Genomic DNA, 18,072 nt, shown 5'->3' on the forward strand with positions numbered 1-18,072 from the left:
CGTGCTCCTGGTGCTGGACGAGTTTGTCCGTCTCGGCCGCATGGAAAAGCTGATCAACATCGCAAACGTGCCGCCGGCTGCGGCATCGAAGCGCTGTTTATCACCCAGGACAAGGGCCAGATCGAAAGCGTCTACGGCAAGGGCGACACCGCTAGCATTCTCGGCTCCTGCGTCACCACCCGCATTTTCGGTCTTGGCCGCGCCGAGTTCGAAACCGCCAATTGGGCCGTGAATGCGGTTGGCGATTGCGCCGTACCAAGCAATCGTCCGCCAAATTCGGTGAGAGCCGCAAAACCTCCACCGCCGAGCAGCGCCAGAAGCTCATGACCGCCGATCATATCCTGGAAATGAAGACCGGCAAGATGCTGCTGCTGACGGGTTCGAAACCGCCTGCGCTCGTTGACGCGATCGTTTCGCACAGGCATTCGTCATATCGAGGAAAGTTGGACCGGAATCCGATGGTGTGATTTGATCTGCAAGGCTTCCAGTAGGATAGGAACCGCTGCGATTCCCAATCAGCGGGGCCATAACTCCCAATCGGCCGAAGTTCCCGGCATCGCATCGGCTCCACCTGAATTTCCCGATCGGGAAATTTTCCCAAATATGGATCACCTGGCGCTGGTTATTTTCCCGATCGGGAAATTTTACTCGACAGGGCGGCTGATATGCTGCTATTTTTCCCGATCGGGAAATAAAGATGGCAAAACAAGTCAGAAGTCCAGCCGATATCGGCGCCCTAGTACGAAGCGCACGCAAGGAGCAAAACTTGCGACAGGACGAGCTTGCCGGGGTCTCTGGAGTTGGCCTCCGGTTCATTGTAGACCTCGAAGCCGGCAAGCCGACAGCTCAGATCGGAAAGGTTTTGCAGGTTCTGCAAACGCTGGGTTGTTCGATTGATATTCTGGCCCCTGGTGAACGTAGAAAATGACGGTAAGGGTTCTCAACGTCTGGTGGGATGGTCGCATTGTCGGGCAATTCACCCAAGATAAGCATGGCGACATCGGCTTCGCCTACACTGAAGCTTGGCTTGATGACGAAAAGACGCTTCCGCTGTCGGCTTCACTTCCGAAGCGTCCAGAGCGTTTTTCTCGCCGTGAATGCCGACCATTTTTCGGCGGCCTGCTGCCCGAAGAAAGCCAGCGTCTTGTTGCGGCGCAGGCGTTGGGTGTTTCACCTGCCAACGACTTCGCGCTTCTTGATCGCTTGGGCGGCGACGTCGCCGGCGCGCTTCAGCTTTTGCCTGAAGATCAGGAACCGATCGGGGCAGGACCGATTGCGGATCAGCAAACGACACCTCTGGATGAGGTGGGAATCGTTCGGATATTGGACGCACTTCCGACGCGGCCGCTGCTGGCCGGTCAAGAAGGCTTAAGGCTATCGCTTGCGGGCGCCCAATCAAAAGTTCCAGTTGTTCTAATCGATGGCCAAGTCGCGCTTCCGCTTCCAGGCCAGGCGACTACGCACATCTTGAAGCCACCAATTGCGCGCTTTCCAGGGACCACCGAGAATGAAGCCTTCGTGATGAGGCTTGCTGCCGCAATCGGGCTCGACGTTGCTCCCGTCGAACCGAGGTCCGCGAATGGTCGCCCTTTTCTTTTGGCTGAGCGATACGATCGCTATCGCAACGCTGACGGCGTAGTTCACCGCATTCACCAGGAGGACTTTTGCCAAGCACTCGGTGTGCCACCTGAAACGAAGTATGCAAGCGAGGGCGGCCCGACCTTCAGGGATTGTTTTGAGTTGTTGCGGCGGGTATCTGAGCGGCCGGGCCCAGACATCGCAAAGCTCTTGGATGCTGCGATTTTCAATCTCATTGTCGGAAATGCGGACGCCCACGGCAAGAATTTCTCGATCCTTTATGATAATCGGGGACCGCGAATGGCTCCGCTGTACGATCTGCTATCCACGGTGGCCCATCCAGACCTTTCTCCGAAAATGGCTATGCGGGTCGGAAAACGCGCAACACTTGCAGAAATGGACGCCGCTGGTTGGCAGGCTTTCTCGAAGGAGACGGGTGTTGGCTTACTTTTGGTACGCCGCCGGGTGAAGGAGTTAGCCGATGCCACAGGTGAAGCGATAACCCAATTATCAGAAAAGATATCTCCGCTTGCCGCAGATCCAGTGACACTAAATCACGTGGCAGCTTTGATCTCAGACCGTGCCAAACTCGTAGCGCTAAGCATTTAGCTCAACAGCGCCAGCCATCTCCGCCGACCTAACCCAAATATGGAGTTGTAGCGCCGGTCGCAGCGCGCTCGCGCGGCTTGCGGCGAATCCTCGCGAGACAGGACATATCTGCAAAGGTGCGCCTCCCGAGGGTCGAGCTGGTCGAGAAGCTCAAGACCGGGGAGCGCATGGTGAAGTGGCGGCACTTGCCATAAGCCGCGTCACCACATCCCGCAAGACACGCCTCTAACATTACAGTTGCATATCTATCTGTGGTCTGAATCTATGGGTCTCCATGATTCGGAGGTCATGGATGACAGGTGCATCAATCGAGACGACGCTTGAGCTTTGGGCATCATCGTTGCGCGACGTGAAGGCTCGCATGCGCAGACTGTTTACGCAGGAGCGAGTTGCAGCCTCTGCGAACCTTTTCCTGGACGGCTTGCTGGGTGACGAGCGGCGTAAGACAGGTTGGATGCGTGCTGAGGCGGCCGGTGATCCCGGCCCGTGGCGGCAACAAGCCATTCTGGGGCGCGGGCGCTGGGACGCGGACGCACTTCGCGACATCGTGCGAGAGTATGTCGTAGAAAACCTCGCCACGGATGATGCGGTCCTGGTCATCGACGAGACGGGCTTCCTCAAGCAGGGCAAGACATCGTGCGGTGTTGCACGTCAATATACAGGTTCGGCTGGCAAGATAACGAACTGCCAGATCGGTGTGTTCGCCGCCTATGTGTCCGTTCGCGGTCATGCCTTTATCGATCGGGCCCTGTACTTGCCCAAAAGCTGGACCGGCGATCCGGCAAGGCTGGCAGCAGCTCATGTTCCTCAGGCTACAGCCTTCGCTACCAAGCCAGGCCTGGCTGTCGAGATGATACGGCGTGCGCTGGCAGCCGATGTGCCGTTTTCATGGGTGGCCGCAGATGCGGTCTATGGCGTCGGGGACGTTGAAGGGACCCTGCGTCGAGCCTGCAAAGGCTACGTTCTTGGGGTTAAATCGGACCACCATTTCGGCTCCTGGTCGGGTAAGCCTCCGGTCGCCGGCACAGCGCAGGAGATCGCCCGTGATCTCGATTCAAGTGCATGGCAGCGTCTTTCCGCCGGTGAGGGCACCAAAGGCGCGCGGCTTCATGACTGGGCCTACTGTGAACTCGCCGATCTCGATGCCGACGAATACAACGAGACGACATCAGGGCTTTGGACCCGTGGCCTCCTGATCCGGCGCAATATCAGCGACGGTGATCTCGCATTCTTCACCACATGGTGCCTGGCCGGGACGGACATCCAGACGCTCGTTTCCGTTGAAGGCCATCGCTGGGCGATCGAAGACAGCTTCGAGACCGCCAAGAACGAGCTCGGACTCGATCACAATGAAACCCGGTCATGGCATGGCTGGCATCGCCACGTCTCCCTCGTCATGCTTGCCTTCGCCATGATGGCGGTGATCCGGTACCGCGCCAATGACGCGACGCCCCCAAAAAGACCGCGGATGCCGACCATCAGGATTTGATCCGCTGGTCTATCCAGGAAGTCCGGCGCATCGCCATCAGACTCGCCCAGCGTCGCATAAACCCCGCCTACGTCATCGCATGGTCATGCTGGAGACGCGCCCATCAGGCGGCCGCTCGACGAGCTCATCTCAAAACTAAAATGCAACTGTAATGCTAAACTTCAAACTCATTAGATGGAGACAGTCATGTCCGCCTATCTCGTTGTCGACCTCGACATTCACGACTCTGAAGCAATCGCAGATTACCGCTCGAAGGCTCTGCCCTTGGTGGCAAAAGCTGGCGGCCGCCTCATCGCTCTCGATGACGCCCGCTCGAGCTCGAAGAATGGCAATCGACCAACATGTTGATGATCGAATTTCCGGACATGGATGCCATCCGCAGTCTCTTTACGTCCCCCGAATATGCGCCACTCGCATACCAGCGTCAGGCTGCAGCAGGTTCGCGGATCATTGCCTTGTGCGGCGTGTAATGCCATTCGCAAGAGAACGGCAGCGCAGTTTTCGATCGCGTGTGGCAGCTTTGCCATGATCGCGGGCCCGGCCGAACACTTGATATCGACATGGCGTGACATAAGTGATATGGAAGATTCATCACTAAACTCATGAGGCTCCAAAATGCAGCCACTGTTCGACCATGCAATACTGATAGATGACCTGGCTTCACCGGCGATCCCCAGTAAGGACACAAGTGCTGTCCAGGCGAAACTATCGGCTGCGATTTTTGAGGCCCTCGGTTCTTTGCGGAAAGGCAAGACTTTGAGGGTCGGAGGAACTGAGCAAGAGCTACAGCGGTTCGCCAATGCGGTGGCCGAAATCGCATTCGGCGACTCCGTCATTCTGCGTCTCCACCGGAATTTATCCGGGGCCGGCAAGGAGTCTGTGAAAACTTTCGCTGACGCACTGGTCCGGGTAAGCGGTTCGGTCGAAGAGAATCGACTGGAAGCAGCCATAGGCAAACTAGCGGAAGTGCTTTTGCCGGACGAACTCGAAGATGCGCGCGGCGTGCTTGCGGCAGACAATCTTGCGTTACGTGATCGCTTTGTCCAGGAGGTGCCTCAACTAAGTAGTATCGATGTTGGAAAGCAGTCTGGATCCAGCGCAAAGAACAGCTACGCAACAGCAGCGCGCTGGAAGAAGAATGGCGAAATCATTTCCGTTCAGCATCGAGGCTCTGAGTTTTTCCCGGCGTTTCAGTTCCAGGACGGCCGACCGCACCCAACCATAAAGCAGGTTCTGGCGGCGCTTCCTCAATCCATGACAGCCTGGCAGAAGGCGTGGTGGTTCGTGTCGTCGAACGGCTGGCTGGAAGATGCCGCACCTATCGATCTCCTCGACAATGCGGACGCCCTGGTGGCTGCGGCGAAGAAGGAACATGAGGAGGTTATTGGGTGAGGGGGAACAGTGTTCCTCCTCCACCGGCTGCATTCGCGACCGTCAATATCGCGACGATCAGCGCTGGATCGGTACTTCATCGGACACATGCATCTGCGTTTCGTCCGGGTCAGTTCAATCCGTGCCTCGGGCAACCGACCAGATTTGCGCCGTTCGCAGACGCGACTGGCACATGTGTTCCATCGCTTTATGCGGCGACCAGCCGGGAGGCTGCCGCGTTCGAGAGCATATTTCATGATATTGCTCCTACTGCGCGATTTAAAACCATTCGCTTGGGCACGATCCAATCGCGGAGCGTCAGCAGAATCGTTCCAAATAAAGACCTTCCTGTCGTCAATCTTTATTCCCCCGACCTCAAAGCCTGGGGTATCGCCCGCACGAATTTGATAGAGACACCAAAGTCGGCCTATCTGAAAACGGTCTTGTGGGCGCAGGCTCTTCACAGAGCGTATCCCGATATCAAAGGCTTGATCTGGACGTCGCGCCAATGCGATCCGGAGAGCTGCCTGATCTTTTTTGGAGACCGTCTCCGAGAGAGCGACTTTGATGTCTTGGATTGTATCGATGTAGCTACAAATCCCAACCTTCTTCTCGAGTTGAGGGGCTGGGGTAAGCGCGCAGGAATTACGATTATCTGACGGTCGTCTCCCAGCTGGCGGCTTTCAACCTTTTCCCGAAAGTCTGCGAGTCCCGACAGAAGCGGAACTCTTTTATCTATCGGTCAACGCGACGCATGCGGCAGCTGGGCGTCACGCCTTGCCCTTGCGGACAACGTCGGCAATCGTCACCTTCTTGGGAATGAGCTTGAGTTTGAAAAAGGTGTCGGCGATGTCTTGCTGCTGCGCGACGACGGCGTCATCCAGGTTCTTGACCCCGTAGGACTGACGCTCGAGCGCCTTGACGAGGACAGGTTCAGGGATGCCGACCGATGGTGATAACTCTGCAGCCGCAGCCGTCGTGTCGGACTTGGTCCATTCGTCAATCTCGGAAATGGCGTCGATCAAGACATCGATCGCCTGGGCGTGGCCGTCGACCAGCGCCCTGGTGCCGAGATAGAACTGTTGATTGGGAACGATGCCCACGCCGTTTCTGAGTTCTCGCGCTTCGATCGCCACTTCCGCAGCTGCCTGGAAGGGATCCCAGATGACCCATGCATCCACCGCGCCCTTTTCGAAGGCTGCGCGACCGTCGGCCGGGGCGAGGAACGATGGCTCCACGTCCTCATAGGACAAGCCAGCTTCTTCGAGCGCCCTAACGAGCAGGTAATGCACGTTCGAGCCCTTGTTGAAGGCGACCTTCTTGCCCTTCAGGTCCGCAACAGAGTTTATGGGGCTATCCTTCGGGACAAGTATGGCTTCGCCGCGCGGGGCGGGCGGCTCGTGTGCGATGTAGACAAGCGGAGCGTTCGCGGCCTGGGCGAAGATCGGCGGCGTTTCGCCGGTCGATCCGAAATCGACAGCACCAGCGTTCAGGGCCTCGAGGAGCTGGGGACCGCCCGGAAACTCGGTCCATTCAAGCTTGTAGTCGATGGGTTCAAGTTTCTTCTCCAGCGTCCCTTTGCCCTTGAGAAGCACCAGAGTCCCATATTTCTGGTAGCCGATACGTACGACCTTGTCAGCCGCGCCAGCCAGTCGAACATGCGTCAAAGGTGTCGCGATGGCACCTGCCACCACCGCAGTGAAAGCTCGTCTCGTGATTTTCATCATACCCTCCGGAATAAGACGACGCTAAATTAAAGTGTCTCTACATTTTTACTAGAATATACGTACTCGCGCGTCCGCTTCTCCGGGATTCGCTTTTTGTTCTGTCCCGACAGCGAGCAAAAAGAACTGCGCCTCATGCTGATCCGGATTTTAACGCGGGGGCCGCTTGACGATGGTCTCAAAGTCCAGGTGACCTTCACCGGCACTGGAAAAGCGCCTTTGATCACAGCATCCAAGAAGCTTTGCTTCACGGCGGCCATCCGAAATTGGTCCATTGGTTCTCGGCTACAGGCGCTGAATGAAGCAAAAGCGCAAATGCTTGCCTCGCCAGGCCGGAAGGAAATCGATCAGCTCGCGGTTCTCGAGCCGTTCGCTGCCCCACCCGATGATCTGTGCGATACCAGTCCCGGCAATGCATTCCTCCAGCATCTATTTGGGGTCTGTGAACCTGAGGAGGCCGCTGGCAACCGCGACAATCTACTGATCGCGGACGAAACTCCCAATCGAGGCCTGCCTTTATGAGGATCAAGGAACTGCAGACAGCGATGCTTAGATTAGGAGTTTTCTTCGGTTGTCGATACTAAGTTTAGGGTGCCGGGTCTTTCAGTGCGTCGAGGGCCCATTCCAGCGCGATGCATGGTGGCACCAGTTGCTGCTCGATCATCACGATCTGCGGCTTGGCGTTTTCGTCTTCCAGCAGTTGGAAGCCCGGTAAGGCCTATTTTAGGCTATTGACGCTTCCCCCGCACACCTATTGATACTTTCCCCGCATTTCTATTAACACTTTCCCCACAAGGATTTTTTCCCCCAGGCTGAAGTGAACCATCATGGACGACTCTCAAAGAGGCAATATCCATGAAGAACCGAGTTCTCATCCAGGGGCAGCACGCCACAGCCGTTGGTCTCTGCTGCATGGGCTTCAACTTTAGCTACCGCCATTGGTCAGGCAACCGGTCTGCGCAATGTTTTCGAGTGAAACCTTGGAGCGATTGGATAGCGCGTTCGCGCGCTTTGCGGATCAATGCGGCTTTCTCCGAAGCATTCGAAGTGAATCACATCTCGTGCAGGACATGAGCGGCTTTGACGGCGGCAGAGGCGCGGTTTTCGACACCGAGCTTCACGTAGATCTGTTCGAGATGCTTGTTTACGGTGCGCGCCGAAAGGCCAAGAATCTCGCCAATGTCGCGATTTGCCTTGCCCTTCGCAATCCATAGCAAAACCTCGGATTCCCTCTGTGTCAGCGAAAAATGCCGGCGCAGCACCTCGTCGTCGGCGCGCGCATTGTTCGCCGTGAGACGAAACAGATATTCGTCAGCACCGATCGCGCCGAGGAAGGCGAGCTGAAGCACGTCTTTGCCGGCACGCGAAACGGAGATCGCGCCGTCGCGCGCCGATCCCGAGCGGGTCTTCATCCAATCGGCAATCTTGCCGACCACGGTATCCATCGCGTCGTCTCGCTCCATTGCGGCATTGACGAGGCGCGTCGCCTGTGGCGTCGACCAGTGAATATTCCCATTGCCCTTGACCGCAAGGAGATGCCTGCCGGCAGCATCCAGCGCCACGCGGGCGCTCAGCGCCGAACGCGCGTTGCGTAGATGGACTCCGATGCGGGCGCGCAGCTCATCGATGTTGATCGGCTTCGTCAGGTAGTCGACGCCTCCGGATTCGAGAGCACGAACGACGTGCTCGGTCTCCGTCAGCCCGGTCATGAAGATGACGGGGATCTGACTGATCGCCGGGTTTGCCTTCAGTTTCCTGCAGGTTTCAAATCCATCCATGGATGGCATGACCGCATCCAGCAGTATGAGGTCGGGGGTAATGCGCTCCACGATATTTAGCGCCGCCGATCCCGACGTTGCTATCAATACCGAGAATCCGGATTGTTCCAGAGCGTCGGTCAGGAACCCCAGTGCTTCCGGCGAGTCATCCACCAGCAGAACGATGTCGCGCGGAAGCTCAGCCAAGGGTTTCTACCTTCTTATCAAAGCGATGCAGGAAATTCATGAAGCCGTTGAGATCGAAGGCGGCAACATAAGTACGGAGGTCATCCGTAAATGGCTGATTTGCCTCCACCTTGGCAAGGTCGGCGAGCTTTGCCTCGATGCCCCTGATGTAGCCGATCTCGGCGAGCCGCAACAATTCCTGCAGATGCGCGGGTCCCGGGCTCAGCAACGGCCGTTCATGCTTGGTGGGGGTAGGCGGGGTCGCCTCCGCATAGAGCCATTTCAGGCCCAGATGGAGTGCAAGCTTGTCACGCAGCTGCTTGATGTCGACCGGCTTGCCGATGGCATCATTGTGACTGTCGTCGCTGTCGCGGTGAGCGGCGGCATCGCCGATATTGGCTGACAGCATGACGATCGGAGCGACCTGGCCATGTGCGCGCAGGCGCGAAACGAGTTGCCATCCATTCATGCCGGGCATCAAGATATCGACGAGAAAAAGATCGGGCTGGATGCCTTCGATTAAGGTCAGGCAGTCGGCGCCGCTCGCGGCAGTCAGGACGACAAAGTCGAGAGGGACAAGAACCTCGCGCATCATTTCGCGGTGGTCTTCATTATCGTCCACGACGACAATCGTACGACGCGGCCCGTCGTAACTGATGATCTTCTTCTCCTGTGGTGGGACGCTCATTTCGCGAAGCACAGCCGAAAGCATAAGCCGAACGCGAAACACCGTTCCACGGTCCCTCTCGCTGCTCACCGAGATTTCGCCGCCGAGCGTGTTGGTCAAAAGCCGCGTGATCGTCAGACCAAGACCGAGGCCGGGCATCGGCCGGATGCTGTCGGCCTCGCCACGCTGGAACGGCTCGTAGATGCGGCTCAAGTCCTTCTCGGCGATGCCGCGGCCAGTGTCGGTGACCGTGAAGGTCGCCACCTGGCTGCGGTATCCGACGTCGAAGGTGACGCTGCCCTCGTCGGTGAACTTGATGGCGTTGGAGAGCAGGTTGACGAGAATCTGGCGCAGCCGCTTCTCGTCGGTGCGCACAAATTGCGGAAGGGCCGGCGAGCGGTCATGATGGAAGGTCAGTCCCTTGGCATGTGCCTGCGGGCGGAACATGTCGACGATCTGATCCAGGAAATCCTGGATGTTGATCTCGTTGGAATAGACCTGCAGGCGCCCGGCTTCGATCTTGGAAATATCGAGAAGCCCATCGATAAGACCAGACAGGTGCTCGGCGCTGCGGCGGATCACCTTGATCGAGGATTGCCGCGGGGCGGGAATCGTCTCGTCGCGCTCGAGGATCTGCGCGTAGCCGAGGACGGCATTGAGCGGTGTGCGCAATTCGTGACTGAGGCCGACGACATAGCGGCTCTTGGCGCGGTTGGCGGCCTCTGCCGTTTCCTTGGCGGTCTGCAGCGCCGCGTCCGTCTTCTTGTGGGCAGCGATTTCCTTCAGCAGCAGCGTGTTCTGGCGCGAAGATTCCTCCTCGGCGACGACCCGGCTATCATGGGCAAGCACATAGAACCAGCAGACGACCCCGGCGATGACCGCAAAGACGAAGAAGACGACCAGGATGGTGCCGTTGACCACCTCGGCGGTTTCCGGCGAAGCGGCGGAAACTTGATGGGCGATCATCGCAAGGATGGCGCCGACCGCGGTGAGCGCCAGCACGACGGCAATGCCGTAGCGGCCAAGGCGGGTGGTCAGCTTCTCGACGACGGTCTCAGGCAGCACTGCCTTGGCGACCGTGCCGATCTGGGCATTCAAGCGCGCCTTCGGTTTGCACATATCGTGGCATCGGCTGTCGAGCGAACAGCAGAGCGAGCAGATCGGTGCCGCGTAGGCCGGGCACCAGGCCATGTCTTCCGGCTCGAAGGGATGTTCGCAGACCGAGCAGGTGATGTTGGTCAGGTTCTTCCAGCTGTGGCGCGGCTTGCGCGCGAGGTAGAACTTGCCCTTCGTACCCCAGGCGATCAGCGGCGAGGCAATGAGCGCGACAACGAGACTGATGTAGGGAGCCAGCGACGCGGCGATGGAGCCGAAGACCCCGAAATGCGCAATCAACGCGATGCCGGCCGACAGCGTCATGGCGCCAAGGCCGACCGGGTTGATATCGTAGAGGTGGGCGCGCTTGAATTCGATGCCGGGAGGGGCGAGGCCAAGCGGCTTGTTGATGAAGAGATCGGCGGAGATCGTGCAAAGCCATGCCATGGCGATAATCGAAAAGATGCCGAGCGTCTCCTCGAGCAGCCTGTAGATGCCAAGCTCCATCAGGAGAAGCGCAATCGCCACGTTGAAAATGAGCCAGATGACGCGGCCAGGATGGCTGTGCGTCAGGCGTGAGAAGAAGTTCGACCAGGCGAGCGATCCGGCATAGGCGTTCATCACATTGATCTTCAGCTGCGAGACCACCACGAAGGCGGCCATCAGCAGCAATGCGGCATTGTGCCAGGGGATCATGTAGCCGAACGCCGTCAGGTACATCTGTGCGGGATCGGCGGCGCGATCGACCGGTACGCCCGAAGCGAAGGTCAGGACGACCAGAAAGGAGCCCGCAAGCAGCTTTGGCGCCCCGATGATGACCCAGCCTGGACCGGCAAGGAAGACGGCCAGGCGATGGCGCCAGTTGCGCTGCTTTTCCGGCGGCAGGAAGCGCAGGAAGTCGGCCTGCTCACCGATCTGCGACATCAGCGCCAGGATGACGGCGGACGCTGCGCCGAACTCCACGAGATCGAAGGACGCGACAGTGCCCGGAGGGCCGGAGGCGTGGCGGATGCCAGCGAAGGCCCGCCAGAGATCGAACTTCTCCCAGTCCATCACGGCAATGAAAATGAAGGGAAGAACGTTGAGTACGATCCAGAACGGCTGCGTGAGCAGTTGAAACCGGCTGATAAGGCGGACTCCATGCGTTACCAGCGGAATGACCATGACGGCGCTGATGATGTAGCCGATCCAGAGCGGGATGCCGAGCGTCAGCTCCAGCGCACCCGACATGATCGAGGCTTCGATCGCAAACAGCATGAAGGTGAAGCTGGCATAGATCAGCGAGGTGACGGTCGAGCCGATGTAGCCGAAGCTCGCACCGCGCGTCAGCAGATCGATGTCGACGCCATGGCGGATCGCATAGCGGCTGATGGGCAGGCCAATCGCCAGCATGGCGATAGAGGCGACGAGGATCGCGTAGAAGGCGTTGGTCGTGCCGTAGGACAGCGTAATTGCGCCGCCGATAGCCTCAAGCGCCAGGAAGGAAATCGCGCCGATCGCGGTTTGCGAAATACGCTGGGAGGAGAATTGCCGTGCGCTCTTCGCAGTAAAGCGCAGCGCGTAGTCTTCGAGTGTCTGGTTCGCGACCCAGCGATTGTATTCGCGCCTGACTGGAATGATGCGTTGCCGCGCTGCCATGCGTTCGTGCCAGCCCCTTTGTTCCCCTTGTCATGCGTTCGTAACACGGAACGACGCAGGGCTTAAGAGTGTGGTGCAACGCAAAACTGCACATTTCGCCCCGTCTACTACGTCATATTACGTATACGGTTTCGCAGTGCAGCACCGGATAGTCCCTTAAGCAACAGTTAACTTCCGTTTTCGGTCTGTTGTCGAACAAGAAGAGGGGATCAACCAGATGAATCTCAAGTCCTATATCACGGGCGCCGCACTCGGCGCCGTCATGTCGGCTACGGCCGCATTCCATGGAGCCGTTGCCGCTGACGACACCATCAAGGTCGGCGTGCTTCATTCGCTGTCCGGCACGATGGCGATTTCCGAAACCACGCTGAAAGACGCCATGCTGATGCTCATCGACGAGCAGAACAAGAAGGGCGGCCTTCTCGGCAAGAAGCTCGAAGCCGTCGTCGTCGATCCGGCTTCCGACTGGCCACTGTTTGCCGAAAAGGCACGCGAGCTGATCGAAAAGGACAAGGTCGCGGCCGTCTTCGGTTGCTGGACCTCGTCTTCGCGCAAGTCGGTTCTGCCGGTTTTCGAAGAACTGAACTCGATTCTCTTCTACCCGGTACAATACGAGGGTGAAGAGTCCTCGCGCAACATCTTCTACACCGGCGCTGCTCCGAACCAACAGGCTATCCCGGCTGTCGACTATCTGATGGAAAAGGAAGGCGTTAAGCGCTTCGTTCTCGAAGGCACCGACTACGTCTATCCTCGCACCACCAACAAGATCCTGGAAGCCTACCTGATCGCCAAGGGCATTCCGAAGGAAGACATCATCATCAACTACACACCGTTCGGCTTCTCCGATTGGCAGACCGAAGTTTCCAAGATCAAGGAATTCGGCGCTGCCGGCAAGAAGACCGCCGTCGTCTCTACCATCAACGGTGACGCCAACGTTCCCTTCTACAAGGAACTCGGCAACCAGGGCGTCAAGGCAACCGACATCCCGGTCGTCGCCTTCTCGGTCGGCGAAGAAGAACTTGCCGGTCTCGACACCAAGCCGCTCGTCGGCCACCTTGCTGCCTGGAACTACTTCGAGTCGGTCGAAAGCCCGGCCAACAAGAAGTTCATCAAGGAATGGCACGCGTTCACCAAGAACGACAAGCGCGTGACCAATGACCCGATGGAAGCTGCCTATATCGGCTTCAACGCTTGGGTTAAGGCTGTCCAGGCTGCCGGCACGACCGACACGGACAAGGTGCTCGACACCATCATCGGCACCACGGTTCCGAATCTGTCGGGCGGCTTTGCAACCGTCATGCCGAACCACCACATCACCAAGCCGGTTCTGATCGGCGAAATCCAGGGCAACGGCCAGTTCGAAATCGTTCAGCAGACCCCGGCGGTCGTTGGCGACGAGTGGTCCGACTACCTGCCGGACTCCAAGGATCTGATCTCCGATTGGCGCAAGCCCATGAACTGCGGCAACTTCAACGTTGCCACGGGCAAGTGCGGCGGCAAGGGCTCGTGAGTGATGTGTACCACCCCGTCACTCTGATTGCCTGAAGACTTCCGTCCGGTCTCTCCTGTCCGGGCGGAAGGTCCATCTGCAAAGCGCTGCGTTGACGCTTCGGACGGCCGAGCGGTCCCTCAATTGCATCGATGACGACTTGAAGACTGATTTCTCCCGATTGCGCCGGAAGGCCAACGATAACCGAGGCAAGAAAGCCGATGTGTCGCGCCATCAAGATTCTGCTTCTGACGCTCTGCCTGGCAATGCCGGCTTTTGCGACGGTGCTCAAAGCACAGGAAGACATTCACCCCCTGATCGATGCGCTCGGCGTCGGTGACTTCCCGGAACGCGAAGCGGCCATTAGGGCGCTCGTCGCCTCTGGGGATTCGCACGTCAGCAAGATCTTGCAGCAGCTCGGCGACGGCCAGCTTTTCGTAAATTCCGAAAGCGGCGGGCCGGTTCTGCTACAGGGCGGTACGGAGGATGAGCCAACCTATTCCGATCCGATCAGCGGCGAAGCGGTCGCCGACGTCGATCCGGACTACATGTCCAAGGTCAAGATCAACAACTCGCTGCGCGGCGTCATCGGCACGGCGATGAGCCAGTTGACCCTGCTGAGCCCGGATCGCGGTGAGCGGCTTGCCGCAGCCCAGGGCCTGCTCAGAGACGCCGATCCATCCAATCTCGATCTTTTGAATTCCGCGCTCGCGGATGAAAAGGACGCCGAGGTCAAGAATACCATGGAAGCGGCTCGCGCCGTGCTGATGTTGAAGAGCGACGTCAGCGCCGAGGACAAGAAGGCCGCCGTCGATACGATTGCCGACCGCGGAGGGCGCAACGCTCTGACCATCCTGACAACCGCAATTGCAACTGCGCCTGAGGAACTCAAGGTCGAGATTCAAGCCCACATCAATTCGATCAATCGTAGCCTTGCCCTATGGGACGTCGTTCAAAACATCTGGTATGGCCTGTCGCTCGGCTCGGTGCTCCTGCTTGCTGCGATCGGTCTTGCCATTACCTTCGGTGTCATGGGCGTGATCAACATGGCGCATGGTGAGATGGTGATGATCGGCGCCTATACGACCTATGTCGTGCAGGAGTACATCGCCTCGGCCTTTCCGGGGCTCGCTACGTATTCGCTGGCCTTCGCCGTTCCTGCCGCCTTCGTGTTTACCGGCTTCGTCGGTCTGGTGATCGAGCGCCTCGTCATCCGCTACCTCTACGGCCGGCCGCTCGAGACGCTCTTGGCGACGTGGGGCGTGTCACTGATCCTGCAGCAGGCCGTTCGTTCGATCTTCGGTCCGACGAACCGCGAAGTTCGTAATCCGAGCTGGATGTCCGGCGCATTCGAACTCGCCGGTCTGTCGATCACCTGGAACCGGTTGTGGATCATTGTCTTCTCGATGGCCGTCTTCGTGACACTGCTCATGCTGCTGAAGCGTTCCGCCTTCGGTCTTCAGATGCGCGCTGTTACGCAAAACCGTCGCATGGCATCGTCGATGGGCATCCGCACCGGCTGGGTCGATGCCTTCACCTTTGCGCTCGGCTCCGGCATTGCCGGCATCGCGGGCGTGGCGCTCTCACAGATCGACAATGTTTCGCCGAACCTTGGCCAGAGCTACATCATCGACAGCTTCATGGTCGTGGTCTTCGGCGGTGTCGGCAATCTCTGGGGCACGCTCGTCGGCGCGCTGTCGCTCGGTGTCGTCAACAAGTTCCTCGAGCCCTTCGCCGGCGCCGTGCTCGGCAAGATCCTGGTGCTGGTCCTCATCATTCTCTTCATCCAGAAGCGTCCGCGTGGGCTCTTCGCACTCAAAGGAAGGGCGGTGGAAGCATGATTACGGCCTTCCTTCTCCGGTCTCTCGATCGCAAGATCGTCATCGCACTCGTTCTGCTTCTGGCAGTCGCCGTCCTGGTGCCCGTGCTGAACCTGATGACGGCGCCGACGAACCCGCTGCACATCCCCACCTACATCATGGCGCTGTTCGGCAAATACCTGACCTACGCGCTTTTGGCGCTGGCGCTCGATCTTGTCTGGGGGTTTTGCGGCATCCTTTCGCTCGGCCACGGCGCCTTCTTTGCGCTTGGCGGCTATGCGATGGGCATGTACCTGATGCGGCAGATCGGTTCGCGCGGTGTCTATGGCGATCCTGTCCTGCCAGACTTCATGGTGTTCCTGAACTGGAAGGACCTTCCCTGGTTCTGGTACGGCTTCAACCACTTCTGGTTTGCTGCGATCATGGTGCTCTTGGTCCCCGGGCTGCTTGCCTTCGTTTTCGGCTGGTTCGCCTTCCGCTCGCGTGTTAACGGCGTCTATCTCTCGATCATCACCCAGGCGATGACCTACGCCCTGCTACTGGCCTTCTTCCGCAACGACATGGGTTTCGGTGGCAACAACGGCATGACCGATTTCAAGGAAATCCTCGGCTACAACGTTCAGGCGGACGCAACGCGTGCGGCACTCTTTGCCGCAACGGCAATCTTCCTGTCGCTGTCGCTGATGCTGGCGTCCGCGATCGTGCGCTCGAAGTTCGGCAAGGTTCTGGTCGGCGTTCGCGATGCGGAAAGCCGCACCCGCTTCCTCGGTTATCGCGTCGAGCATTTCAAGCTCTTTACTTTTGTCGTCTCGGCGATGATGGCCGGCATTGCAGGTGCCCTTTACGTGCCGCAGGTCGGCATTATCAATCCCGGCGAATTCGCGCCGGCCAATTCGATCGAAGTCGTCATCTGGACGGCTGTCGGCGGCCGCTCGACGCTGATCGGGCCGATCATCGGCGCCATCCTTGTCAACGGCGGCAAGACGATCTTCACGGGTCTCTTCCCAGAGTTCTGGCTGTTTGCGCTTGGTGGCCTGTTTGTCGCAGTGACCGTGTTCCTGCCCAAGGGCATCGTCGGCACGCTGGCGCAGTATCTGGGCAAGCGCAAACGGCTCCCCGCTGATGCCTCGCCCGCCAAGCAAGAAGACGGCGTTGACGCAAAAATACAAGCCGCGGAGTGAGCGCCATGATCCCCGACGTCAAACCCAACAGCGTTCTCTATCTCAACAACGTCTCGGTCTCCTTCGACGGCTTCAAGGCACTGAACGCGCTCTCGATCGTGATCGAACCGGGCGAGTTACGCGCGATCATCGGCCCGAACGGTGCCGGCAAGACGACGATGATGGATATTATCACCGGCAAGACGCGCCCCGACGCCGGCGAAGTCTATTTCAACGGTCAGACAGACCTCACGAAGCTTGATGAAGCCGACATCGCCCAGCTCGGCATCGGCCGCAAATTCCAGAAGCCGACGGTTTTCGAAAGCCACACCGTCTGGGACAATCTCGAGCTGGCGCTGAACCGCAAGCGCGGTGTCTTCCCGACGCTGTTTTATCGGCTGTCTGCCGACGATCGGGCACGCATCGATGAAATCTTGGCGACGGTGCGGCTCACACATCGTCGGGACGATCTGGCGGCTAATCTATCGCATGGGCAGAAGCAGTGGCTGGAGATCGGCATGCTGCTGGCACAGGAGCCGAAGCTACTGCTGGTCGACGAGCCGGTGGCTGGGATGACCGATGCAGAAACATCTGAGACGGCGATCCTTCTCAAGGAAATCGCCAAAACCCGCTCCGTGGTTGTCGTCGAGCACGACATGGGCTTCATTCGCGACCTTGGCGTCAAGGTCACGTGTCTTGCGGAAGGCTCGGTGCTGGCCGAGGGATCGATCGATTTCGTGAGTTCCGATCCGAAGGTGATCGAAAACTATCTGGGGCGCTGAGATGCTGACAGTCGAGAATGCAAACCTCCATTATGGTGCAGCACAGGCGCTGCGCGGCATCTCCATCAAGGCGGAGATGGGCAAGATTACGTGTGTGCTGGGGCGGAACGGCGTGGGGAAGAGCTCTCTTCTTCGCGCCGTTGCCGGCCAGCACCCTCTATCTGCCGGGGCGGTTACCTTCAACGAAGTCAAGCTGAACGGGCTGCCGCCCTACGCCCGTGCCAAACAGGGGATCGGCTACGTGCCGCAAGGGCGCGAGATATTCCCGCTGCTGACGGTCAAGGAGAACCTGGAGACGGGCTTTGCGCCGCTTTCGCGCCGTGACAAAAATATCCCCGACGACATCTTCAGCCTGTTTCCGGTGCTGCAATCGATGCTGGGGCGGCGCGGCGGCGACCTGTCGGGCGGGCAGCAGCAGCAACTGGCGATCGGCCGGGCCATGGTGACGCGGCCGAAGATCCTGGTTCTCGACGAACCGACGGAAGGTATCCAGCCCTCGATCATCAAGGATATCGGTCGGGCGATCCGCTATCTGCGCGACAGCACCGGCATGGCGATCCTGCTGGTCGAGCAGTATCTCGATTTCTGCCGGGAGCTTGCAGACTACGTCTACATCATGGATCGCGGCGAGATCGTTCACCAGGGGCTGGCCGAAACTCTGGATACGCCCGAGGCGCGTCGCCATCTGACTGTTTGAGTTGGTGGCG

16 protein-coding genes and 1 pseudogene are annotated in these 18,072 nt (G+C 58.8%); 14 read left to right on the forward strand and 3 right to left on the reverse strand.

The annotated features are described in order from the left end of the window. Window positions 1–120: 120 nt before the first annotated feature. The 8 genes and pseudogenes from LPU83_RS74450 to LPU83_RS61495 all read left to right on the forward strand — a co-directional run bounded on the left by LPU83_RS74450 (window position 121) and on the right by LPU83_RS61495 (window position 5,706). Window positions 121–327 (forward strand): TraG/TraD/VirD4 family protein, encoded by a 207-nt coding sequence (locus LPU83_RS74450; protein ID WP_231052458.1) that lies wholly within the window; start codon window positions 121–123, stop codon window positions 325–327. Further along, window positions 246–467 (forward strand): hypothetical protein, encoded by a 222-nt coding sequence (locus LPU83_RS74455; protein WP_024319222.1) that lies wholly within the window; start codon window positions 246–248, stop codon window positions 465–467. The genes LPU83_RS74450 and LPU83_RS74455 overlap by 82 nt, the downstream gene beginning before the upstream one ends. Window positions 468–697: 230 nt before the next feature. After that, entirely contained in the window at window positions 698–928 is a 231-nt protein-coding gene (locus LPU83_RS61470) for a helix-turn-helix transcriptional regulator (RefSeq protein WP_018859659.1), read from the forward strand. Further along, the gene (locus tag LPU83_RS61475; protein WP_024319223.1) at window positions 925–2,187 is read left to right on the forward strand and encodes a type II toxin-antitoxin system HipA family toxin; all 1,263 of its coding nucleotides are present in this window, start codon (window positions 925–927) and stop codon (window positions 2,185–2,187) included. Before LPU83_RS61470 ends, LPU83_RS61475 begins: the two co-directional genes overlap by 4 nt. A 274-nt stretch (window positions 2,188–2,461) precedes the next feature. Further along, entirely contained in the window at window positions 2,462–3,676 is a 1,215-nt protein-coding gene (locus LPU83_RS61480) for an IS701 family transposase (protein ID WP_082321218.1), read from the forward strand. Between the two features lie 186 nt (window positions 3,677–3,862). Then, window positions 3,863–4,146 (forward strand): annotated as a pseudogene (locus LPU83_RS61485) (DUF1330 domain-containing protein). 145 nt (window positions 4,147–4,291) lie between these two features. Next, window positions 4,292–5,068 carry a hypothetical protein gene (locus LPU83_RS61490; protein ID WP_024316571.1) on the forward strand — a complete coding sequence of 259 codons (777 nt, stop codon included), beginning with the start codon at window positions 4,292–4,294 and terminating at the stop codon, window positions 5,066–5,068. Further along, window positions 5,065–5,706: an RES family NAD+ phosphorylase gene (locus tag LPU83_RS61495; protein WP_024316570.1), complete on the forward strand. Its 642-nt coding sequence runs from the start codon at window positions 5,065–5,067 to the stop codon at window positions 5,704–5,706. Before LPU83_RS61490 ends, LPU83_RS61495 begins: the two co-directional genes overlap by 4 nt. 111 nt (window positions 5,707–5,817) lie before the next feature. Here the strand turns inward: LPU83_RS61495 and LPU83_RS61500 are convergent, their stop codons facing one another. Continuing rightward, on the reverse strand, window positions 5,818–6,771 hold the full coding sequence (locus LPU83_RS61500) for a sulfonate ABC transporter substrate-binding protein (RefSeq protein ID WP_024316569.1): 954 nt from the start codon (window positions 6,769–6,771) through the stop codon (window positions 5,818–5,820). Window positions 6,772–6,867: 96 nt separating this feature from the next. On the opposite strand from LPU83_RS61500, the gene LPU83_RS61505 reads away from it, so the two are divergent. After that, window positions 6,868–7,293: a hypothetical protein gene (locus LPU83_RS61505; RefSeq protein WP_157997377.1), complete on the forward strand. Its 426-nt coding sequence runs from the start codon at window positions 6,868–6,870 to the stop codon at window positions 7,291–7,293. A 530-nt stretch (window positions 7,294–7,823) separates the two neighbouring features. Here LPU83_RS61505 and LPU83_RS61510 read toward each other — a convergent pair. Both LPU83_RS61510 and LPU83_RS61515 read right to left on the reverse strand, forming a co-directional pair. Continuing rightward, window positions 7,824–8,735: a response regulator transcription factor gene (locus LPU83_RS61510; RefSeq protein ID WP_040680806.1), complete on the reverse strand. Its 912-nt coding sequence runs from the start codon at window positions 8,733–8,735 to the stop codon at window positions 7,824–7,826. Next, the gene (locus LPU83_RS61515; protein WP_024316567.1) at window positions 8,728–12,114 is read right to left on the reverse strand and encodes a hybrid sensor histidine kinase/response regulator; all 3,387 of its coding nucleotides are present in this window, start codon (window positions 12,112–12,114) and stop codon (window positions 8,728–8,730) included. The genes LPU83_RS61510 and LPU83_RS61515 overlap by 8 nt, the downstream gene beginning before the upstream one ends. Before the next feature lie 217 nt (window positions 12,115–12,331). On the opposite strand from LPU83_RS61515, the gene urtA reads away from it, so the two are divergent. The 5 genes from urtA to urtE all read left to right on the forward strand — a co-directional run bounded on the left by urtA (window position 12,332) and on the right by urtE (window position 18,062). After that, entirely contained in the window at window positions 12,332–13,624 is a 1,293-nt protein-coding gene (urtA, locus tag LPU83_RS61520; protein WP_024316566.1) for an urea ABC transporter substrate-binding protein, read from the forward strand. Between the two features lie 200 nt (window positions 13,625–13,824). After that, on the forward strand, window positions 13,825–15,444 hold the full coding sequence (gene urtB, locus LPU83_RS61525) for an urea ABC transporter permease subunit UrtB (protein WP_024316565.1): 1,620 nt from the start codon (window positions 13,825–13,827) through the stop codon (window positions 15,442–15,444). Next, window positions 15,441–16,604 carry an urea ABC transporter permease subunit UrtC gene (gene urtC / locus LPU83_RS61530; protein WP_024316564.1) on the forward strand — a complete coding sequence of 388 codons (1,164 nt, stop codon included), beginning with the start codon at window positions 15,441–15,443 and terminating at the stop codon, window positions 16,602–16,604. Before urtB ends, urtC begins: the two co-directional genes overlap by 4 nt. A 5-nt stretch (window positions 16,605–16,609) precedes the next feature. Then, the gene (urtD, locus tag LPU83_RS61535) at window positions 16,610–17,365 is read left to right on the forward strand and encodes an urea ABC transporter ATP-binding protein UrtD (RefSeq protein WP_024316563.1); all 756 of its coding nucleotides are present in this window, start codon (window positions 16,610–16,612) and stop codon (window positions 17,363–17,365) included. A 1-nt stretch (window position 17,366) separates the two neighbouring features. Continuing rightward, complete coding sequence (gene urtE / locus LPU83_RS61540; protein ID WP_024316562.1) at window positions 17,367–18,062, forward strand: urea ABC transporter ATP-binding subunit UrtE; 696 nt, start codon at window positions 17,367–17,369, stop codon at window positions 18,060–18,062. Window positions 18,063–18,072: the final 10 nt, after the last annotated feature.

This window comes from Rhizobium favelukesii, from assembly GCF_000577275.2.
GTDB lineage: Bacteria > Pseudomonadota > Alphaproteobacteria > Rhizobiales > Rhizobiaceae > Rhizobium > Rhizobium favelukesii.

What these genes read in the sequence shown, in the direction of transcription:
- LPU83_RS61480 (WP_082321218.1), top strand. Translation starts at nt 2,462, where the DNA reads ATGATTCGGAGGTCATGGATGACAGGTGCATCAATCGAGACGACGCTT.
- urtD (WP_024316563.1), top strand. Translation starts at nt 16,610, where the DNA reads ATGATCCCCGACGTCAAACCCAACAGCGTTCTCTATCTCAACAACGTC.
- urtA (WP_024316566.1), top strand. Translation starts at nt 12,332, where the DNA reads ATGAATCTCAAGTCCTATATCACGGGCGCCGCACTCGGCGCCGTCATG.
- LPU83_RS61515 (WP_024316567.1), bottom strand. Translation starts at nt 12,114, where the DNA reads ATGGCAGCGCGGCAACGCATCATTCCAGTCAGGCGCGAATACAATCGC.
- LPU83_RS61475 (WP_024319223.1), top strand. Translation starts at nt 925, where the DNA reads ATGACGGTAAGGGTTCTCAACGTCTGGTGGGATGGTCGCATTGTCGGG.
- urtB (WP_024316565.1), top strand. Translation starts at nt 13,825, where the DNA reads ATGTGTCGCGCCATCAAGATTCTGCTTCTGACGCTCTGCCTGGCAATG.
- urtE (WP_024316562.1), top strand. Translation starts at nt 17,367, where the DNA reads ATGCTGACAGTCGAGAATGCAAACCTCCATTATGGTGCAGCACAGGCG.
- LPU83_RS61500 (WP_024316569.1), bottom strand. Translation starts at nt 6,771, where the DNA reads ATGAAAATCACGAGACGAGCTTTCACTGCGGTGGTGGCAGGTGCCATC.
- LPU83_RS61470 (WP_018859659.1), top strand. Translation starts at nt 698, where the DNA reads ATGGCAAAACAAGTCAGAAGTCCAGCCGATATCGGCGCCCTAGTACGA.
- LPU83_RS61490 (WP_024316571.1), top strand. Translation starts at nt 4,292, where the DNA reads ATGCAGCCACTGTTCGACCATGCAATACTGATAGATGACCTGGCTTCA.
- urtC (WP_024316564.1), top strand. Translation starts at nt 15,441, where the DNA reads ATGATTACGGCCTTCCTTCTCCGGTCTCTCGATCGCAAGATCGTCATC.